Here is a 22,910-nt window from a genome sequence, read left to right on the forward strand (position 1 = left end):
TTAAATATGAATATGATGTATATTGGCTACTTATAAACCAACCAGGAATCGGGGAAAGTAAAATCATAATCTTAAAGGAATTCTTTTAATGAGAAGACTCATTTTAATATTGCTATGTGCCGGCTTGGCAGTAGTGGTTTTTATTTATTTTCATTCACCATCTGTTGACCTGCCACCCGATGTAAAACAGGCATATGATGCCCTGCCCGGATCATTGGATTATAATACGGATGTTAAGCCAATACTTTCCGACAAATGTTTTGCATGCCATGGCCCTGATAAAGCAAAACAAAAAGCCGGTTTACGGCTGGATATTGCAAAGTTTGCTTATGCGGAACTACCGGAAGATAAAGGAAAGGTAGCCATTAACCCCGGAGATTTGGCGGGGAGCGAATTGTCTCACCGTATTCTTTCTGACGACCCTAAGTACAGGATGCCTTCCCCTGAATCGCACCATACGTTAACGGCCACTGAAAAAGCAATTTTGATAAAATGGATAAAGGATGGCGCTGTTTATAAGCCGCACTGGGCCTTTGTAAAACCGGTAAAACCTAATGTTCCTGACATTGATGAAAAAGGCTGGACAATTAATAACCCGATAGATAATTTTGTTTTGGCTAAGCTTCAGCAAAAAAACCTTCATCCTTCGGGGCAGGCAAATAAGGAATTGCTGTTGAGGAGGCTTTCGCTGGATCTGACCGGTCTTCCGCCTACGCTGAGTGAAATAGATGGTTTCTTAAACGACAAATCAGCAAATGCCTATGAAAAGCAGGTTGACCGTTTGTTGAATTCCCCGTACTATGGCGAAAGAATGGCTGTAGATTGGCTGGATGTTGCGCGTTATGCTGATTCGCACGGTTACACCGTTGACAGGCTAAGGGATATGTCACCCTATCGCGATTGGGTAATAAAAGCTTTTAACAGCAATTTTCCTTATGATAAATTCCTGCAGTGGCAACTCGCCGGCGACCTGATGCCCCACCCGACCCGCGATATGATTATTGCTACTGCCTTTAACCGTAATCACCCGCAAAATATGGAGGGCGGTATTGTTGAAGAGGAATTTCAGACGGAATATGTAATGGACCGCACTAATACCTTTGGTAATGCAGTGCTGGGCTTGTCTGTAGGTTGTGCCAAATGCCATGATCATAAATTCGACCCGATTACTCAAAAAAATTATTACCAGTTATTCAGCTTTTTTAATAATGTAAAAGAGGCCGGGCAAATTTCGTTTGACGATGCACTACCCACACCTACTTTGATGCTGCCAACCAAAGAGAAGGAGAAGATATTGCAGTTCATAAATCACAATATTTCGAATGAGCAGAAAGCTATAGTTGAAACAGGATATAAAGTAGGCGCCACTTTTGAAAAATGGCTAAATAGCGGGAGCTACAAAAAACTTACTACAGGCGAAATACCTGGCGATTGCTTACAGGCATATTATACTTTTAATAATAATTTAGTTAACACAACCAATAACAAGAATGTTGGTGTTATGAAGCGCGAAGGCGGTCAGGCGGGCGAGGCGCCATCGTTTGTAAATAGGGGTGATGGCAAAGCGTTGCTTTTGAGCGGCGATTCGTGGCTTGACTTAAAGCCAGTGGGTGTTTTCAGGAAGTCGGAACCATTTAGCATCGGCATTTGGGTGAATATCCCCAAACAGCTTACTGAGGGGATTATCCTTCATAAAGGCACCGCCGAGCGCCTGTACAATTTCAAGGGATACCATTTGTATTTGAAAAATAATAAGCTTGAATTGAATATGGCCCACACGGGCCCGTCAAATGCTATTACAAAAGTGAGCGTTGATGATGTTCCGCGTGAGAAATGGATACAGCTCACCATAACTTACGATGGCTCATCGAAAGCTGCCGGATTTAAATTATATGAGGATGGTGCCGAGATGAAAATGGAGACCACCATGGATCAGTTGACTAAAGATATCCTGTTTACTGGCGGAACACAACCTGGGTTGCAAATTGGCGCCTGGGAGCGGGGGCGTGGTTTTAAGGACGGAAAAGTTGACGATATTACTGTTTACAACAGAACATTAACGCCGTTTGAAGCCAAAATTCTGGCACAAAAAGCAAGTTGGAGCCAAATTGCGGCTAAAGAAAGGTCTGCGCTGTCAGCTGCTGAAGTAGATGTGTTAAAAAGCTATTATTTAACAGCCGTCGATCCTGATTTAAAAGCAGAGGCAGAGAAATTAAAAACATTGCGAACCACTTTGTCAGATTCAACAGAGAATATCGAGGAGTTAATGGTAATGCAGGAAATGCCAAAACCCAAGAAATCGTTCCTGCTTAAAAGGGGTAATTATGACATGCGTGGCGAACAAGTTTTCCCCAATACCCCTGAGGCTATATTACCGTATCCATCAAATTTGCCTAAAAACAGGTATGGACTGGCGCAATGGGTAACCAACCCTGATAATCCTTTGGCTGCGAGGGTAGCTGTAAATCGTTTTTGGCAAAACTTTTTTGGTATTGGCATAGTAAAAACTGCCGAAGATTTTGGTAACCAGGGCGAAATGCCATCGCATCCGGAGCTGCTGGATTGGTTGGCTGTAACTTTTATGGAGTCGGGCTGGAATGTTAAGGCGCTAAACAAAATGATCGTTATGTCTGCTACTTACAGGCAGGACTCACGCGCGTCAGAAGTAATAGAAAAAGACCCGGAGAATCGTTTCCTGTCCCACGGACCAGCTTACCGGATGACGGCGGAAATGATACGGGACAATGCTTTGTTTGCAAGTGGACTATTAAATACCCGGATCGGAGGTAAAAGCGTAAAACCCTATCAACCGGATGGTATGTGGGAAATAAACAACACCCATTACATTCCTGATACCGGCCAGGCTGTTTACAGGCGCAGTTTATATGTTGTTTTAAAAAGATCGGTACCCAATCCAACCCTTTCAACCTTTGATGCACCATCCCGCAGCTATTGTATCATGCGCCGGCAAAAAACCAATACCCCGCTACAGGCCCTGGTTACGCTTAATGATCCAACTTTTATTGAAGCCGCCAGGGTGCTGGGTGAGCAAATGACCAGGATAAACGATAAACGAAAGGCCATAACGGATACGTATAGAAAACTTGCAGGAAAAAGGCCTTTACCAAAAGAAGTAGATCTGCTGCTAATGCTTCAGCAGGTTGAGGCCGATAAATTTAAAAAGTATCCTGAAAAGGAGAAGGGCTGGCTAAATACCGGCCAATATAAAATTGATAAAAAATTGGATGCAGCTTTAGTGACCGCCAACACGGTTGTTGCCAGTACCATATTAAATTCTGATGCATCCCTTACAAAAAGATAAACACTATGTCAAATCACCATCACGATGAAGAGTTTAGGCTCAATACTCCTGAATTTGAGCAGCTAAATAAGAAGCTTGAACGGCGCGAGTTTTTAACCAAAACTGCGATGGGCTTGGGGGCAATAGCTGTAGGGTCGTTATTTGGTAAAAGTCTTTTTGGCAAATCCGGTACAGCAATGGCCGGTAGTGCCGGTGATACCGAGCAGGATATTTTAAGGGCAATCCCTCATTTTGCCCCGAAGGCAAAAAGAGTAGTGTATTTATTTATGAGCGGCGGGCCATCTCAGTTTGAATTGTTTGATTACAAACCTAAGCTGGCAACCATGGCCGGGCAAAACCTGCCCGATTCGGTTCGAAAAGGACAGCGGCTTACCGGGATGAGCGCTAATCAAAGTTCGCTGCCGGTAGTGCCATCGTTTTTTAAGTTTAACCAGCATGGGCAAAGCCAAACATGGATGAGTGAGCTGATGCCGCATACAGCACAGGTGGTTGATGATCTGTGTATTGTAAAGTCAGTTTTTTCAGAACAGATCAACCACGATCCGGCAATTACGTTTTTTCAAACAGGTAACCAGCTTCCCGGCCGGCCATCTATAGGTTCGTGGTTAAGCTACGGCTTAGGTTCGGATAATAATAATTTGCCAACCTTTATAGTATTAGTTTCTAAAAACGGGCAAAAAGATCAGCCATTGTATTCGAGATTGTGGGGTAATGGATTTCTTCCGTCTAAATTCCAGGGGGTGCAGTTTGGTTCGGGAAAAGACCCGGTGTTGTTTTTAAATAATCCTGAAGGTTACGATGGGAACGACCGGAAGGAAATGCTGGATTACCTCTCAAAACTTAATAAATTACAAAATGGGGCCTACGGCGATCCTGAGGTTGATGCAAGAATAGCACAATACGAAATGGCTTACCGGATGCAAACATCAGTGCCCGAAGTAATGAGTACGGCTAGTGAACCAGATGAAATTTTTGAGATGTATGGCCCTGATAGCCGTGATCCGGGAACTTATGCTGCCAATTGTTTGCTGGCACGCAAGCTGCTTGAAAAAGATGTAAAGTTTGTTCAACTGTACCACCAGGGGTGGGATCAGCACAGCAGCTTACCCAAAGGCATTGCTCAGCAGTGTAAAGCTACCGACCAGGCGACTGCCGCCCTGATCAAAGACTTAAAACAACGTGGACTGCTGGAGGACACCCTGGTAATTTGGGGGGGCGAATTTGGCCGTACCGTATACTCCCAGGGCAAATTGACAGCCAATGATTACGGACGCGACCACCATCCGCGTTGTTTTACAATGTGGATGGCAGGAGCAGGTGTTAAACCCGGTATAACCTATGGCGAAACCGACGATTTTAGCTATAATATTGTAAAAGATCCGGTGCATGTTCATGATTTTCAGGCTACGCTGTTGCACCTGATGGGTATTGATCATGAACGGCTCACGTATAAATTCCAGGGCAGGCGTTTCCGCCTTACCGATGTGGAAGGGAAAGTTGTTAAAAATATATTAACCTGATAATTTAAAAACCATGGATAACTCGAGAAGAAACTTTATTCGCAATTCTGCTATCGCATCTGTAGCAGTAGCATCTACCCCTGCGCGAAGCTTTGCTATTTTACATAAAGACAAACAGCCGGACGAGCAAATTATAGGGCAAGGCGGCTTTACTTACAAGGCTGATAAGAACTGGGCAAAAATCAGCGTAAATAATACGCCGCTGGCCAACTGCCACGAAATGGTGCAGGACAGCAAAGGCCGCCTTATTATGCTTGGCGACCACATACACAATAACGTCCTGATCTTTGATAAATCAGGAAAGTTAATAGATTACTGGGGAACAGCTTTACCGGGTGGCCACGGGTTAAGCATCAGCAAAGAAGGGGGCGAAGATTTTCTACTGCTTACTGACTGCGGCTGGGCTGTAGACAAAACAGGTAATGGGTACGGACAGTCGGGCCAGGTATTAAAAACCACCCTTGATGGTAAGCTGATATTTGCTATTGGCCACCCCCGTACCATTGGTATCTATAAAGATGATGAACCATTTAAGCCAACCGAAACTGCTGTAGCACCTAATGGGGATATTTATGTAGCTGATGGATACGGCTCAGATTATATCATCCATTACAACAGTAAAGGGCAATATATTCGTCATTTTGGCGGGCACCACAATGCTAATACAGACCATAATTTGATTAATGCACATGGCGTAACCGTTGATACCCGCGACGTAAATAACCCAACGCTGATCTGCACTTCGCGCGAGGAAAATTGTTTCAAGGTATTTACGCTTGATGGCAAATTTATTAAACGTATTGATATGCCTGGTATGTACGTTTGCCGTGCAGTTATCAATGGACCAAATGTTTATGCTGGTGTATGCTGGTCGAAGGATGCAGCCGGAAAACGTTTTGACTATTCGGGTTTTGTAACAATTTTGGATGCGGATAACAAAGTGATATCAAATCCGGGAGGTGCTACGCCGGTTTATAAAAATGGCGTTTTACAGCAAACATTACAAGCTGTAAACCCGGTTTTTTATCATGGTCATGATGTTTGCGTTGATGAAGACAAAAATATGTATGTATGCCAGTGGAATGCCTATCATACAGCCCCGGTAAAATTAACGCGTATATGATTTTTTTGAATATCAGCACGTTTTCGGGCCATTTGCATCCGCTTATTGTGCACTTGCCAATAGGCTTTATATTATTGGCCGCAGTTTTTAATATTTTATCGTACTCAAAAAAGCATGAAAATTTAAAATCTGCTGTGCCTGTAGCCTTGCTAATGGGTTTTATATCGGCTGTTTTGGCCTGTGTTTTTGGATATATTCTCTCCACATCAGGCGATTACGATCAAAATGTATTAAGGCATCATGAGTTTTCAGGTATCACCCTTGCCATTATTTCGGGGATATTATATTTTATGGCAACTGATCATTCGGGGAAAATGGCGTTCATCCCGGGTAAATTATTTTCTATTATTCTGGTAGGCCTCGTTGCGCTCATGAGCTATAGTGGGCACCAGGGCGCAAGCCTTACTCATGGCAACGATTATCTGACTATGCAAACCTTAACAAGGACGGTACGTGACAAGCCAACCAGCGTCGATAGCGCCATAATATTTGAAGACGTTGTGCAGCCCATTCTGCAAAATAAATGCTCGCAATGCCACCGCGACGGAAAGTTAAAAGGGAATTTATCTGTTGAATCGCTGCAAACTCTTCGTAAAGGAGGTAAAAGCGGACCTGCAGTAGCGCCGGGAAAACTAAATGAAAGTGAATTGTATAAACGGATAACCCTTGACCCTGATAACAAGGATTTTATGCCTAAAGATGGTAAAATGCCGCTTACTAAATCCGAGGTGAAAATTATAAAATGGTGGATAGAAAATGGCAATGCTATTGGCGGCAAAAGAATTGCAGAGCTCAAAAATATAAACATAATAATACCGGAACTGGCAACCTACCTGGGAATTGGTGGAGTTGTTTTACCGGCTGCAGATGAACGTGTATCTGCACAAGTCACTAATCCGGATATCCCCATGGTTACTGATACATCGCTTATCGGTCAGTTAAGAAAAAAAGGGTTGATGGTAAGGGTGATGCTGAGAAAACCGCTGATGCTTGATATAACACTCCCGGTCGGTTCAGTAATAAAAGCTGCGGATTTTAAGAACGATGTTATGCCACTGTCCAAAAATATTATCTGGCTCAATATATCTGGCAATAACTTTACTGACGGTGACCTTTCGTTTCTAAAACTGTTTACAAATGTTGAAAAATTGCGACTCGAAAAAAACCCATTAACTGACCAGGTAAGTAATAACCTCATAGCATTAAAACACCTGGAGGCCGTTAATTTAAATGAAACAAAAATAACGGATGCTGCTGTTATTAATTTGAAAAAGAACCCGGCTATTAAAAGAATTTATACCTGGGGTACAGGTGTTAGGAAAGTGAATTGATTTTTTGATACATGAAAAATTTGTATTCGATGACGCTAAAAAACAAATCATCGGATTGTTTTTGCACCTCTTAAAATATCAATAAATAACATGTTTATACCTGGCCCTAATTCAGGAAATCCCCAACCGTAGCGTTACACGGAACGGTTCTTAAAGGGTAATCAGACTACTGATTATCTATATGGTATTTATTTACAAGGTTAAGTAATACGCCGTTGGTCCATCCGAAGCCATCCTGTAACGGGTATTCGCCGCCGCCGGCTTTTATGTCGGTGTCGATGACGTTATATTTTTCCATCAGCTTGCCCGTGCTTTCAAACACCCGCATATTCGTGCCTATCCAGCTTTGAGCTATTGACTGGGCAAGGCCGGTTTGGTTATATTTATTTAAGCCATCAATTGCCATATATTGTAAAGGCGCCCAGGCATTTGGGCTATCCCATTGCTGACCCGAACGGTTGCCTGTGGTAACCAGGCCCCCCGGTTTGAAAAAATCTGCCTTTAATCCGGCGGCTACTTTTATCGCTTGTTTGGCATCGGCAAGGTTAAACTCAAGAGGATAAACGCCGGCCAGCGTGCGGAAAGCGGTGGTGTGCTTTAGTTTAAAATTGTAATCCATAAACCAGCTTTCTTTCTCACTCCAGCAATATTTTTGAATCGCTTTTTTGCGCGACTCTGCTTTTGCAAGATAAACCTGTTGTTTGCCAACGTTGCCTTGTAATAGGTATGACTGTGCTATAGTAGTTTCTAAATGATATAATAAGCAGTTAAGGTCGACGGGGATTATCTCCGTAGTTTTTATGGTGCTTAATTTACCGGTAGTATCCATCCAGCGGGTGCTGAAGTCCCAGCCCGACTCCGCCGCGGCCCGGATGTTGCGGAAAAAATCGCCAGGTTTTTGCGTGGTTTCTTTAGCCGCGTCAATATCCTTTTTGTATGATTCTTCGCGGGGCTTGTCCGACTCGTCCCAATAGCGATTTAAAATTGCGCCTTCATCCATTCTTACGCTGTTGCGGTACGCCTGCCCGGGCTTAAGGGTTTCGGCGCCTTTCATCCAGAACTCATATTCTTTTAATAATTCGGGCTGATAGGTAACGAGCGTTTTTTCGCCCTCATCTTTCGCCAGCAAATCCAGCATCATCGAAAAAAATGGTGGCTGCGAACGTGTAAGGTAATAAGTGCGGTTTCCGTTTGGTATAAAGCCAAACTTATCAATCATGTAAGCGAAATTGTTAATGATGTTTTTTACGATAACGGTTTTGTGGCTTTCCTGCAGGCCAAGCATGGTAAAGTACGAGTCCCAGTAATATGTTTCCCTGAAACGGCCGCCGGGTACTATAAAATCGTTTGGAAGCGGGATTAATGACGAGTATTTTGATACGGTATCGTGTTTGCGATAAAGCACCTGCCACAGCGTATCAATGTGCTTGCGTATGCCGGCAGATACGTCGCTTTTAAAAACATCGCCGTTGGCCAGGGGAACATTGAAATTTGCCAGGATAAATTTTTTAAGGTCGAACCCGGGCTTGTCTTTTTGGCTGTTATAGTACTTAATTATTAGCGAAGGCTCAATAAGTGGGTTGGCATCAACAAAAGTTTTATTGTCGGGAAATATATCAGAAAGCTGAACTGCTTCAAACAGGCCCGGGAACAGTTGCCGTGGAGTTTGGATTTGCGAAAACGCTGCAACTGAAGAAAACGCAAATAAAAAAGCTAATAATGTTTTTTTTAACGATACCATGGTATTTAAGAGGTTGAATAGATTGGATTAATGCAGGCAACAAGGAATAGCCTGGTAACAAAGTGGTAAGTTAAAAAATATTTTAATATCATTGGGCTTAAATTCAAATGGTTAGTAGTGAAATTTCAAGTATACAGCAATCTGCATTGTATAAGATTTTTCGCCACGTTCAAGAGGTGGTTTTTCATTGCGTTCACGATCACATATTGGCTTTTTCAATCTTCCGCACACTTATTATCATAAGGACAATAAGGTATTAACGGTGTTAACACAATTTTGAATTTTATTTTCATAAATATTTACAAATCAAATAGTTGTAAAAGCAAGGTATTAACACTTTTGGACAGAATAGCGAAGAGGGTACATGGAGGCAAAGCGTTCCACTTTTACATTTGGAACACCCGGAACGCTGTTAAACATTCTGATTATCAATCGTTTAATATTTTAAACAAATTGACTTTTTTTAATCCGGGTGTCTATTAAAATAGGAAGGATAGCCGAATATAAATGTTAAATCTTTCATTGAATAATCGCAGATATTTAATATGTTGCAATTAATCCCAATTGTTTTTTATGAGAGCCTTTTTATTGCTTATACTTTTTATCCCGGTAAGCTGTTTTGCCAATAGTTCTGATAAAACAGATAGTCTTTTAAAAGTTTTGAAAACCGAGCTCGGTAAATCAGATGAATACCTGTCAAAGAAGGAATTACACATTAAGAAGCTAAAAGAAAGTGAAAGTAAAATAAATAAAGATGATTACCAGGCCCAGTTTACTTTGGCTAACTGGCTGTATGATGAATATAAATCATACCAGTTTGATTCTGCTTATGTATATGTTAACAAAATGATTAACATTAGTAAGCGCATAAACTACAAACCTAAAGAGTATTATAGTGAAGTTAAATTAAGTTTTATTTTACTTTCCTCCGGATTGTTTAACGAAACATTTAGGGTGCTTGGCAAGGTTGATTTTAATAAACTGGAAGATTCTGTAAAATCAGAGTATTATTTTTTAATGGGGCGGAGCTACTACGACCTGGCTTATTATAACCATGATAAATATTTTACCCCTTCATACATTAAAACGGGAAACAGGTATCTCGATTCCGCAATTTATTTTAGCGTGGATAATGCTACAGCTAAGACCTATTACATAGGTCTGCAAAAGTTGCAGGAAGGGGAGTTTGAGCAGGGCGCCTATGCCTTTCAAAAACTTTTAAGACAAGGTTCACTGATTTCCATGCACCTTCGGGCAATGGTAGCCTGTTCACTGGGAGAAATTTACATTAAAAGCGACCAGCAACAGGATGGGTTGAATATGACCATTGAATCAGCAATTGCTGATGTACGATCATCAACCCGCGAAACAGTGGCCCTTTACACGCTGGCGGGGCTTTTATACAAGCAGGGGAGCATTGAAGATGCCTACCAGTTCATAAAACTGGCAAAAGCAGATGCGGATTTCTATGGTGCGCGGCAGCGAAAAATACAGATAGGATCGATACTGCCGTTGATTGCGGCTGAAGAGATAAACAACTCAGAACATCAGAAAAATAAGATACTTATTTACCTGTTAATCATTACTTCCTTAGCAATCCTGGTAGTTATTTTCCTTGTATTGATGTTTAACCAGCTTAATAAGGTAAAAACGAAAGAGAAGATTATCGAGGATAAAAATGTTCAGTTGGAATATATCAACGACAAGCTGTTGGAAGATACTAATATTAAGGAAGAGTATATTGGGCAGTTTTTTAAAGAGATATCAGGCTACATCTTGAAGCTCGAGAAACTAAAAATGACGGTAGGCACAAAACTATCTATGAAGAAGTATGAAGATATAAATGAACTCATCAATAAAATAGATATAAAAAACGAACGGGCTTCCCTGTATTACAGTTTCGACCATATTTTCATCAAAATATTTCCCAATTTTATCTTCGCCTTTAATTCGCTTTTTGAAAAAAAGGATCAATCCTGGCCGCACGAAAACGAGTTATTGAATACTGACCTTAGAATTTACGCCCTTATCCGTATTGGGATTAACGACGACGATACTATCGCCAAAATACTGGAATATTCTGTAAATACTATTTACGTTTACAAAATGAGGATAAAAGCAAGGGCAATAGACCACGAAAATTTTGATAAACAAATTATGGCTATTAAGGCGTTTGATTTTGACAAACAAACCTAAAAGTGGTAAAAAAGTATTCCCTTTTGCTAATAATTCATGCTTTAACGGCAATAAAAGGGTAAAAAATGATTATATTTTTTGATCTATATTAAACATTAATCAATTGATTATCAATTAATTAATGTTTAAATTTTTTATATAAAATTATAAAATCGTTAAAATCCTCCCTCTTGACGCGCTGCAACGGCGATTGCTCTATTTTTACCAATCCACAATCGCTAATATTGTAATACGAAAGTTACAGCTTTTGTGAAGACCAATTTAACCAAGCTTACCGAATTTTTTCGAGGATTGTCATTTTAGGCTAATTGTTTTTTGTTTAGATAAAATATTCTGAATTTAATTAACCTGTGCGAAATTTCAGGCAGTGGATGCATCTTTAATAGAACCTTAAAAACCAATGAATATAAAACCAATTTCAAACAATTTAAACAACTTAAACTATGCAATTTAAACGTTTACTCAGTTTAAGCTTCTTTGCAGTTTTTTGCTTTTTTACTCAGTCATTATTGGCTCAGAACAAAGTAATTACAGGTAAAGTAACTGACAGCAAAGATGGCACCACACTAATTGGCGTTGCCGTAAAAGTAGGACCAACCGGCGGAGGCCTGACCGACACCAACGGCGATTATTCTGTTTCTGTACCGGCCGGCGTAACTTCCCTGGTATTTAGCTACACAGGTTATTCTCCACAAACCGTTGCAATTAATGGCAGATCTGTAATCAATGTAAAATTAAGTGCCGACACCAGGACATTAAACGAAGTGGTAGTGGTAGGTTACGGTACCCAAAGAGTTAAGGATGCGACAGGCTCTGTTGCCTCGTTGGGCTCAAGAGACTTTAACAAGGGGCTGATAGCTACGCCAGACCAGTTACTGGCAGGCCGTATAGCAGGTGTTACAGTAACGCCTTCGAGCGGCGAACCAGGTAGCGGTGCGTCAATAAATATACGGGGAACCGGCTCAATCAGGGCTGGTAACGATCCGCTGTATGTAATTGACGGTGTTCCGATTTCAAACGACTCTTATTCAGGTTCCAGCCCTACAATGGTTGCCGGGTCATCTTCGCCAAGGAATCCATTGGAGTTTATAAACCCTGCAGATATTGAGAACATCTCCATATTAAAAGATGCATCTGCTTCGGCAATATATGGTTCACGTGGCGCCAACGGTGTAGTTTTGATAACTACGCGCAAAGGAAGAAAAGGCCAGGGAATTCAATTCTCTGAAAATACCACTTTTGCTTCAACAGCAAGCCGCTATAAACTGTTGGACGGCCCTACCTTTTTAAAAGCAGTTGCCGCTACGGGCGCCAATGCTGATGCGATAAACAAGGGCGCTAACGTAAACTACCAGGACCAGATATTCCGCAGTTCGGTTTCACAAAACGCGACTTTAGGATTTGGCGGAGCCAAGGATAAATTTACCTATCGCGCCTCTTTTAGTTATGATGACCAGCAGGGTGTAGTTAAAACTTCGGGATTAAAACGTTTAACAGGCCGCATCAATGCATCGCAATATTTGTTTAAAGATGTTGTAAAACTCGACTTGAATTATTTGCAGTCGAATGTTAAAGACCAGTTTGCGCCTATTACCAATAATGCGGGTTTTACCGGAAGTTTAATTGGTGCAACCCTTGGCTTAAACCCAACTTACCCGATTAAAAATGCCGATGGTACTTATTTTTTCGATGGAACCGCTCTCAACCCCGTTGCGATGCTTAACCTGACAGACGACCGCGACAATGTTAACCGGAGCCTGGCGAATATAGCTGCAACGATAAAGATAACTAAAGATTTGAGTTACCGTGGTACTTTTGGTAATGATTATGCTTTATCAAAAAGGACTACCTTTTACGACCCGCTTATCCCTGGTTACACCAGCGGTGGTAACATAAGAGGCCAAAGCACGCCATCTATTTCGGGTATCGGGCAAGCTTCTTTACAGCAGGTTAAACTTACAAACCAAATTGTCGAACATACGCTAACCTATGATAAAAAATGGTCCGACAATAGTCAATTAACCGTTTTGGGTGGGTACTCGTACCAGGTATTTAAGAATTTTGGTTTTAATGACGTAAGGTTTCAGACTTCAACACCTAATGTGCTTGTAAAAAACCTTAACGATTTTAAAACCCGCTTCCCTATTTTTGGCGACTCCACAAAATCTGAGTTGCAATCATACTATGGCAGGATATTTTATTCATACAAAGACAAATATTTGGTTACAGCAACAGTACGTACAGACGGTTCATCCAAGTTTGGTGTAAATCATAAATACGCAACCTTCCCGGCATTAGCTGTTAAATGGAAGATAATGAATGAAGACTTTGCGCCAAAAGGAATATTTGATGATTTAGGCTTACGGTTAAACTATGGTAAAACCGGTAACCAGGAGTTCCCGGCATACCAGTCGCTTTCCGTATTCCAGTCTCAACTTGGAGGTGGTAGCAACCAACTTTATGCTCCCAACCCCGATTTGAAATGGGAAACTACCACCCAATACGGAGCTGGTATTGATTTCGCGATTTTAAAGGGAAGAGTGACAGGAACGGTTGACTATTTTAATAAGAGCACGAAAGACCTGTTGTTCCTGAACGTATTTGCCCAACCGGCACCGGCACCAAGCCAATGGATTAACTTACCGGGAAATGTTATTAATAAAGGTTTAGAGTTCGGTTTAAATATATCGGCTGTGCAAGGCCCCAAATTTAACTGGGACATTAATTATAATATGACCTTTCTTAAAAATACCGTAGAGAATTTTGCCAGTCGTGTTGTAATTACCGGTGCAATAAGCGGCCAGGGTTTATCGGGCGCATATTCACAGGTAATACAAAACGGTTATCCGCTGTTTACCTTTAAGGTATCGCAATATGATGGCCTCGACGAGCAAGGTTTTGCAAAATATCCAAATGGTATTGATGGCCAGACTTTACAAGGCAGTGCGCTACCTAAATTTACGGCTAGCTTAACAAATAATTTCAGCTACGGGCCATGGAGCTTAAGCGTGTTTGTAAATGCTGTAACAGGCTTTTATGTATACGACAATACTGCTAATGCATATTTCTACAGGGGCAGTTTGCTTACAGGCCACAACGTGACTTCTGATGTTGCCTTTACTAACGAAAACGTACTTAACTCCGGACAGGTTTCGACCCGCTGGCTTGAAAAAGGCGATTTCGTACGTATTTCAAACGCAACGCTTGGTTATACAGTGGCTTTGAAAAATGGTAAAGCAATCAAATCGCTGCGATTTGTGTTAAGTGGTCAGAATTTGGCCCTCTTTACAGCGTATAAAGGACTTGACCCGGAAATTAACGTTAACAAAGATATAAACAGTGTTCCATCGAGAGGGATAGATTACACAGGCTATCCGAAAGCAAGGACAATTACATTTGGGATAAACGCTGGATTTTAAAAATATAGATATGAAAAAATTAACAGTAAAAATTGGAACGACATGCATGGCTGTGCTTTTAATTACATCCATGAGTTGCACAAAGCTGAACGAAACGGTTTACGGATCGAAAACCGTAAGGACAGGGAATGGTTCTGTATCTGATCTTGCCGGGGTTTACAACCAGCTGAACGGACAGACAAACCAGGCAAATACGTATGCCTTACAGGAGCATCCAACAGATGAAATGATGGGCCCCACCCGCGGGACAGACTGGGGAGATTTTGGAACGTGGCGTAAATTGCACACCCACTCGTGGGACCAGTTTCACCAGCAGATCAGCGATACGTGGGACGAATTAAACACAGGTGTTTTTCGCGCCACACAGGTTATTACAGCTTCAGGGGTATCTACCCAGGTGAAAGCCGAAGCCAGCTTTTTAAGGGCATATTTTATGTTCCAGGTAGTCGATCTTTTTGGCCAGGCGCCATTCAGAGATCCAGCTGGAGCATCGGATGCTAACCCTTCAGTTTTTACCCGCAGCGCGGCTACCGATTTTATTATTAAGGACCTTGAGTTTGCAGAAGCCAATCTTACCACACCAGCTGACATTGGCCATGCCGGCAAAGCTGCTGCCGATGCGCTTTTAGCTAAGGTTTACCTGAACAAAGCAGTTTACACAGCATCAGCGGTTGGCGGGCCATTTACATTTACGCCTGCCGATATGAGCAAAGTAATTGAATATTCAAATAAAGTTATCAGCAGCGGCGACTATCAGCTAACCGCACCCGGTAAATATTTCACAAATTTTTCGTGGGATAACACAACTTTGAGTCATGAAATAATATTTGGCCGCGTTAATACAGCAACAAACGCGCCTGCTAATGCTCACAACAGGTGGAGAATGACAATGCACTATAACCAAAGCCCAAGTAGTTGGAACGGGTTTACAACGCTGTCGGATTTTTATGGCAGTTTTGAACCAACTGATGAACGCCTTGGTGGAAATTATCCGGGTATGACTGATTTGAACGGATTGAAAACAGGATTTCTTATAGGCCAGCAATATGGACCTGGAAATGTAGCGCTTAAACAGCGGGGTGGGCAGCCACTGATTTTTACTCCTAAAGTTGATTTGAACTATTCAACTGAAGCACAGGGTATCAGGGTTATTAAATACCTACCGCACCCTGCCGCTGATGGATCAGTAAACGATGATAATGCTACAAATGCCTATGTGTTGCTTCGCTACAGCGATGTGTTGTTAATGAAAGCAGAAGCTATTATGAGAGGTGGCACCGATCCATTGGGTAAAACACCATTAGCAATTGTAAACGATTTAAGGACAGACCGTGGAGCTTCAGCTTTAACCGCTGTTGACGCCACAGCCATGCTTGCCGAAAGAGGCCGGGAGCTTTATTGGGAAGGCTGGAGAAGAAATGACCAAATCAGGTTTGGTAAATTCAATGATCCTGTTGACCAGCGGCCTACAAAAAGCGCTGCGTTCAGGACGGTTTACCCTATCCCGCAACGCGCTGTGGATTCAAACCCTAACCTGAAGCAAAATACTGGTTATTAATATATTGAGAAAAGTTGATTGAAGAGAGCGTAGCGAAATTTATTTCGCTACGTTTGTTTTTTCCCCCCGGTTATGCCAAATAAAAATTTGCCGTTTTTTATTATTCTTTTTGCTGCCTTACTTTCATGCCATACTAATAAAAAGCCAACCTTATTCACTTTGCAAAACAATGCTGATATTGGCATAAACTTTATCAATGAGCTTAACGACCAGGGGCGTACGAACGTTTTTGTATTTAGAAACTACTATAACGGCGGCGGCGTTGCTATTGGCGATTTAAATAACGATGGGTTGAACGATGTGTTTATGACATCGAACCTGGGCAGTAACAAACTTTATATCAACAAAGGCAACTGGAAGTTTGATGACGTTACCGAAAAGGCTGGTGTAAAAGGCACAAAATACTGGAGTACAGGCGCAACCATGGTTGATATAAATGGCGACGGCTGGCTCGATATTTACGTTTGCCACAGCGGCAACGGTCCCGACAAATCGCGCGGTAACGAATTGTTTATCAACCAGCACGATGGCACGTTTAAAGAAGAAGCTGAAAAATATGGCCTGGCCGACTATGGACTATCGACCCAGGCCATATTTTTTGACTATGACAACGACGGCGACCTGGATTGTTTTGTACTCAACAATTCATTCAGGCCTATTGCTACGTTTGATTTTACAAAAAACCTGAGAACGGTAATTGACAAATTAGGAGGCGCACGCCTTTACCGGAATGACAATGGCCATTTTACAAATGTTACTAAAGAAGCAGGCATATACTCAAGCGATATAGGTTTTGGCCTTGGTGTGTCGGTGGTTGATATTAACCAGGATGGCTACCCGGATATTTATGTTTCGAACGATTTCTTTGAACGTGATTACTTATATATCAACCAAAAGAACGGGACATTTAAGGAAGAGATACAGGACGAAGCAGGGCACCTTAGCCTGGCCTCGATGGGGTCGGACATAGCCGATATCAACAACGATGGCCAGTATGACATCTTCACAACCGAAATGCTGCCCGAAGGCGATAAACGGCTTAAAAAGATGACGGCCTTCGAATCGTACGACGAACAAAAATTGAAACAGCGCGACGGCTACTTTAACCAGTACACCCAGAATTGCCTGCAGCTTAATAATGGGGACAACACTTTTTCGGAAATTGCCTTTCACAGTGGCATAGCAGCTACCGACTGGAGCTGGGGCGCATTGATGTTTGATATGAATAATGATGGATGGAAAGATATTTTTGTATGCAACGGCATTTACAAGGACCTAACTGACCAGGATTATATCGAGTTCCTGTCGAACAAAGACAATATGAATAAGGTTAGGGATAAAAAGAAGTTTGACTTTGCGGATTTTACCAAAAGGATGACATCGACGCCCTTGTCAAACTATGCGTTTTTAAATAACCAGGACCTCACATTTTCAAACAAAGCTGAGGATTTTGGCCTGGCCACGCCATCGTTCAGTAATGGAGCGGCGTACGCAGATTTGGACAATGACGGCGACAATGACCTCGTGATTAATAACGTAAATATACCGTCGTTTATCTACAAAAACAATTCAAATGCGACATTGCATCACTTTATTCAAATAAAACTACAGGGCGAAGGCTTAAACCGGTTTGGAATTGGCAGCACCATTAAAGTATTTAATAAAAACACCTCACAAATATATTATAACCAGCCAACGCGGGGTTTCCAAAGTTGCACATCGCCGAATTTAATTACAATTGGTTTGGGCAATAACACAACGGTCGATTCGGTGCAGGTGATTTGGCCCGGTGGCAAATATGAGGTGGTAAAAGGCCTTAAAGTAAACAAAGCCTACACGTTTAAAATCGCAAGCGCTTTATTGAAGTACAACTTTGAGAAAAAGCCCGTAAAGTCTATTTTCAAAGAAACTGCAAAAAGCCTGTTCGACAGCATACCGCGGCACGTTGAAGATGACTTTGTTGATTTTGACAACGAAAAACTGATGCTTCAAAAGCTGTCTGTCGAGAACCCTTATATGGCATCGGGCGATATAAACAACGACGGTTTAAAAGACTTCTATTTTGGCGGCTCAAAAGGAAATCATGCCTCAATTTACATCCAGCAAAAAAACGGGCACTTTAAGCAATATGTGCCTGAAGATTTTGAAAAGGCAAATTACCTTGAAAATGCAGGCGCCGTATTTGGCGACTTTGATAACGACGGCGATGAGGATTTAATTGTTGCTGTTGGTGGTAATGCCGACGAAGCGGGCACGCCTATTTACTTCCCGAGGTTTTATGAAAACGACGGCAAGGGTCATTTAAAATGGGACCAGTCCAGAACTATCCATGCTGCGGTGAATGCATCAGTAATTGCTGCTTGTGATTATGATAAAGATGGCAGCCTGGATCTGTTCATTGGTGGTCGGAGCGTGCCTGGATTGTATGGATCGTTTCCCAAATCGTATGTGTTTCACAATGATGGGAAAGGACATTTTACCGATGTATCCACAAAGGTATTCGGAAATGATACCAGGCTGGGAATGGTGACAGCTGCCAAATGGATTGATTTGAACAATGATGGCTTTGCCGATTTGGTAGTTACTGGTAATTGGATGGGTATAAAAATATTCATGAATAACAACGGTAAGTTTACGGAAGACAAACAATTAGACAATTACAAAGGCTGGTGGAGCAGCCTGGAAGTAGCGGATGTTGACGGTGACGGAAAACCTGATATTATTGCAGGCAACTTAGGGACAAACAGTAAATTCAGGGCCTCGTTTACCGAACCGATGAAAATTTATATAAAAGATTTTGATAATAACGGCACTAAGGAATGTGTTACATCGATGTATAAGTCGGACCACGTGGAGTACACGTTTAACATGAAACAGGATTTGGTTGGGCAAATGCCCCTGTTTAAAAAACGCTTCCTTAACTACATTGATTATGCGGGCAAACCCTTTACGGAAGTGTTTACACCTGATATGCTCGACAGTTGTGAAGTGCATCAAATGACATACCTTCAATCGGCAGTTTTTTTTAATAACGGAAAAGGTAAATTTGTATGTAAGCCGTTACCGGCGAGGGCCCAGTTGGCGCCGATAAACACCATCCAGGCAGATGACATTGACCACACGGGCAAAAATACTTTGCTAATGGCAGGTAACTTTTTCGATTTTAAACCCGAGATTGGAAGGCTTGATGCAGGGTATGGGTTAATGTATAAATATGTCAACAATCAATTTGTGTATGCCGACCCATTGCAAAGCGGGATCATGATAAAAGGGCAGGTTAGGTCGTCGTTAGTTATAAAAAATAGCGCAGGCGCCAAAACGTATCTTTTTGGGTTAAACGATGATAAGCTTAAGGCTTTTCAGCTTAACAAATAGCCTGTAACAATAGTAAAATGAAACCAGTTGCACTAATTATAGGTTTAGGTATTGCCTGTGTGTTATCAGCATGCAGCCATAAAAAACCCGTTGAAAGCATATTTAAGCTACTGCCGGCAAGCGAAACCCATATCGACTTCGCAAATAAAAATACCCCTACTGATTCAGTTAATATTCTTGATTATTTATACTTCTACAACGGCGCCGGTGTAGCATCCGCCGATTTTAACAACGATGGTTTGCCGGACCTGTATTTTGTATCAAACCAGGGCCCAAACAAACTATATCTGAATAAAGGTAAACTTCAGTTTGAAGACATTACCGCAAAAGCCGGAGTGGCCGGCACCGGCGATTGGAAAACCGGCGTTACCGTAGTGGACATAAATGGCGACGGACTGAAAGATATTTACGTAACCGTAGTTTCGGGTTATAACGGCTTTAAAGGCAAAAACCAGTTGTATATTAATAACGGCGATTTAACCTTTACGGAGAGTGCGGCTAAATATGGGCTAGATTTTGAAGGGTTTTCAACCCAGGCTTCATTTACCGATTATGACAAGGATGGTGATTTGGATATGTTTTTGCTCACATCGTCGGTTCATAGCAATGACACCTACGGCGATTCTTCGCAACGCTTCAAATACAGCCACAATGCAGGCGACCACCTGTTTAGAAACGATGGCGGCCATTTTACCGATGTCACTGCGGGTTCGGGAATTTATGCCGCGCCGATAGGTTATGGGCTTGGTGTTAGCGTTGGTGACTTAAACAATGACGGTTGGGACGATATTTATGTAAGCAATGATTTTTTTGAGCAGGATTACTACTACATCAACCAACACAATGGGACTTTTAAAGAACAATTAAAAAGCGCCTTTGGCCATACCAGCCTTTTCTCAATGGGTAATACCATGAGTGATATCAATAAAGACGGGCAGCTGGATGTGCTGTCGACTGATATGCTGCCCGAAGATATGAAGGCGCTGAAATCAACCATAAATGATGAGCCTTTGGATATTTATAACCAGGAGGTAAATGCCGGGTTTTATTACCAATATTCAAAAAACTGTTTGCAGCTAAATGTTGCCAACGGAAAGAAATTTGTCGATATAGCCCTGTATTCGGGCGTTTCGGCTACCGATTGGACATGGTCGCCATTGGCGCAGGATTTTGATATGGACGGACGCAAGGACCTGTTTTTTTCGAACGGGATAAAAAAGCGACTGAACGACATGGACTACCTGAAATATCTTGGCGACCCAAATACCATCAGGCAATATAAGTCGGAGAGAAAATTTGACCGCCAGAAAATCGACATGATGCCGGATGGCGCCGTGCACAACTTTTTATACAAGGGCAGCGATAGCTTGAAGTTTACTGACGTTTCAGTTACTAACGATATGCAAAAGCCATCTATTTCATCAGGCTCGATTGCGGTTGACCTTGATAATGATGGCGACCTTGAAATTGTGACCAATAACATGGATGAGCCTGCGTCGGTATACCAAAACCTTTCCATCGAAAATCATGGTACCGACAAACCTGCTTACCTGAAATTCGTCGTAAAGTATAAAGCAGGCAACATTGACGGCGTCGGAACGAAGTTTTTCATGAAATCAACCTCCCAGGTTGACCACCAGGAAATTCAAACCAGCAATGCCTACGAAAGCGGGCAAAGTGCAGAGCTCACTTTTACATTTTTACCCAACGACAAACCCAGCGAACTGATGGTTGTTTGGCCCGATAACTCGTACCAGGTAATTAGTAACTTCACATTAAGTAAGAAAATTGTTTTAACATACAACGCGGCAAACACTAAAACAACTGAAAACACTGCGGATTTAATAGCGGGTTTTTTAAACGATAAAAAATTATTTGACTATACGATGCCGGCGGTTAAAACCCTGGCGGCCATTAAAACCTTTGAAACCCCCGATTTTAATTACAATTACCTGTTGCCGCATTGTTATTTGCCGCATACCCCGGCTGTTGCAGTGGCTGACGAAAATGGTGATGGCTACGACGATATTTATGTGGGAGGCGTACCTGGCGAAGAAAAATACCTGCTTTTAGGCAATAAAGACGGGAGCTTTACCAAAGTACCGGTTGCGGCTTTTAACAGGGGTGATGGCGATGCTGAGGCAAAGTGGGTAGATGTAAACGCGGATGGAAAGCCCGATTTGCTGGTGCTGAGCTCAAATCATCCGTTTGCCGATGCGGGTAACTTACTACCGCCGCGATTGTATATTAACAAGGGCAATAATCAATTTGAAAACAGGCCGTTGCCAAAGCTGGCCGGCCGGTACGCAAAACTATTTTTGTATGATTTTAACGGCGACGGATTGCCTGATGTGTTTTTGTCGGGCGCGATATCGTTTAGAAATTATACCGCGCCGTCAACATCTGTTATTTTGGTAAATAAGGGCAACGGAAATTTTGAAGCAACAACTGACGGTAAATTTGATCAGTTCACCAAAATCAAATATTTAACAAGTATTACTTCAGTAGATATTGACCACAATGGCGAGAATGATATTGTAGTTACAGCCGAGTGGCAGCCTGTGAGTATTTTCCTGAGTAAAAATCACCAATTAACCAAGTTTTCATCGACACTATTGGACGGGATGACAGGCTGGTGGCAATCGGCATTAATTACTGATTTGGATAACGACGGGAAACCTGATTTGATTGCGGGCAATTGGGGGTTAAATAATAAATTCAACGTTTCAGAATCAACGCCTTTATTTGCCTACAACAACGATGTGGACAACGATGGCAGGAATGACCTGTTGCTATCCTATAGTTATAAAGGAAACTACTACCCCTTCAGGCCCAAAAACGACCTGGAACAGGAGTTGCCGTACCTGAAAAAAGAATGGCTGAGCTATCAAAAAATGGCGGATAAAACAACCGGCGAAATATTTAAAGATAAGCTCGACGAAGGAAAAAAGCTAACCGCTAATACTTTTGAGAGTGTATTTATAAGCGATATATTACATGCAAAAACTGTTAAGGCATTACCATTTGCCTACCAGCAGGCGCCCATAAAATCAGTTATAGCCTCTGGGAAAAATGATGTTATTATCAACGGTAATTTTTGGGGCGTGGTGCCATACGAAGGCAAATATGACGCACTTGGATTAACCGATTTAAGTTTCGATAATAAAAAGGATGATTTTAAAACACCCCGTTATTGGGTTAACCCTGCTTTTAATTTCCAGGAAATTACTTACCTGCAACCCATTAAAACGGCCGGTAAAACCGAATACTTGGTGCTTACTTATGACGGCAGGCTGCTTTTAGTTAATCAATAATAGCCGCGCCT

At 42.0% G+C, this 22,910-nt stretch carries 10 protein-coding genes; 9 read left to right on the forward strand and 1 reads right to left on the reverse strand.

What is annotated here, in order from left to right:
- Nucleotides 1-88: 88 nt before the first annotated feature.
- The 4 genes from Q0R52_RS28710 to Q0R52_RS28725 are packed head-to-tail and all read left to right on the forward strand — an operon-like array spanning nucleotide 89 to nucleotide 7,296.
- A complete protein-coding gene (locus Q0R52_RS28710; RefSeq protein ID WP_295801922.1) occupies nucleotides 89-3,322 on the forward strand; it encodes a DUF1553 domain-containing protein in 3,234 nt (1,077 codons plus the stop codon).
- Nucleotides 3,323-3,327: 5 nt separating this feature from the next.
- Nucleotides 3,328-4,842, forward strand: coding sequence for a DUF1501 domain-containing protein (locus Q0R52_RS28715; RefSeq protein ID WP_295801924.1), 1,515 nt, complete (start codon nucleotides 3,328-3,330; stop codon nucleotides 4,840-4,842).
- Between the two features lie 13 nt (nucleotides 4,843-4,855).
- Nucleotides 4,856-5,965, forward strand: a complete 1,110-nt coding sequence (locus Q0R52_RS28720; protein WP_295801926.1) for a hypothetical protein — start codon at nucleotides 4,856-4,858, stop codon at nucleotides 5,963-5,965.
- Nucleotides 5,962-7,296, forward strand: a complete 1,335-nt coding sequence (locus Q0R52_RS28725; RefSeq protein WP_295801929.1) for a c-type cytochrome domain-containing protein — start codon at nucleotides 5,962-5,964, stop codon at nucleotides 7,294-7,296. Before Q0R52_RS28720 ends, Q0R52_RS28725 begins: the two co-directional genes overlap by 4 nt.
- 166 nt (nucleotides 7,297-7,462) lie before the next feature.
- Here the strand turns inward: Q0R52_RS28725 and treA are convergent, their stop codons facing one another.
- Nucleotides 7,463-9,037: an alpha,alpha-trehalase TreA gene (treA, locus tag Q0R52_RS28730; RefSeq protein WP_295801931.1), complete on the reverse strand. Its 1,575-nt coding sequence runs from the start codon at nucleotides 9,035-9,037 to the stop codon at nucleotides 7,463-7,465.
- Nucleotides 9,038-9,610: 573 nt separating this feature from the next.
- Here treA and Q0R52_RS28735 point away from each other — a divergent pair.
- The 5 genes from Q0R52_RS28735 (at nucleotide 9,611) to Q0R52_RS28755 (ending at nucleotide 22,899) form a co-directional block, all read left to right on the forward strand.
- Entirely contained in the window at nucleotides 9,611-11,233 is a 1,623-nt protein-coding gene (locus tag Q0R52_RS28735) for a DUF6377 domain-containing protein (RefSeq protein ID WP_295801933.1), read from the forward strand.
- A gap of 509 nt (nucleotides 11,234-11,742) precedes the next feature.
- A complete protein-coding gene (locus tag Q0R52_RS28740; RefSeq protein ID WP_295801935.1) occupies nucleotides 11,743-14,652 on the forward strand; it encodes a SusC/RagA family TonB-linked outer membrane protein in 2,910 nt (969 codons plus the stop codon).
- A 10-nt stretch (nucleotides 14,653-14,662) separates the two neighbouring features.
- On the forward strand, nucleotides 14,663-16,210 hold the full coding sequence (locus Q0R52_RS28745) for a RagB/SusD family nutrient uptake outer membrane protein (protein ID WP_252788887.1): 1,548 nt from the start codon (nucleotides 14,663-14,665) through the stop codon (nucleotides 16,208-16,210).
- Between the two features lie 72 nt (nucleotides 16,211-16,282).
- On the forward strand, nucleotides 16,283-19,585 hold the full coding sequence (locus Q0R52_RS28750) for a VCBS repeat-containing protein (RefSeq protein ID WP_295801939.1): 3,303 nt from the start codon (nucleotides 16,283-16,285) through the stop codon (nucleotides 19,583-19,585).
- A 17-nt stretch (nucleotides 19,586-19,602) separates the two neighbouring features.
- Nucleotides 19,603-22,899 (forward strand): VCBS repeat-containing protein, encoded by a 3,297-nt coding sequence (locus Q0R52_RS28755; RefSeq protein ID WP_295801942.1) that lies wholly within the window; start codon nucleotides 19,603-19,605, stop codon nucleotides 22,897-22,899.
- Nucleotides 22,900-22,910 lie beyond the last annotated feature (11 nt).

It is taken from the genome of Mucilaginibacter sp., from assembly GCF_025359345.1.
Taxonomy (GTDB): domain Bacteria; phylum Bacteroidota; class Bacteroidia; order Sphingobacteriales; family Sphingobacteriaceae; genus Mucilaginibacter.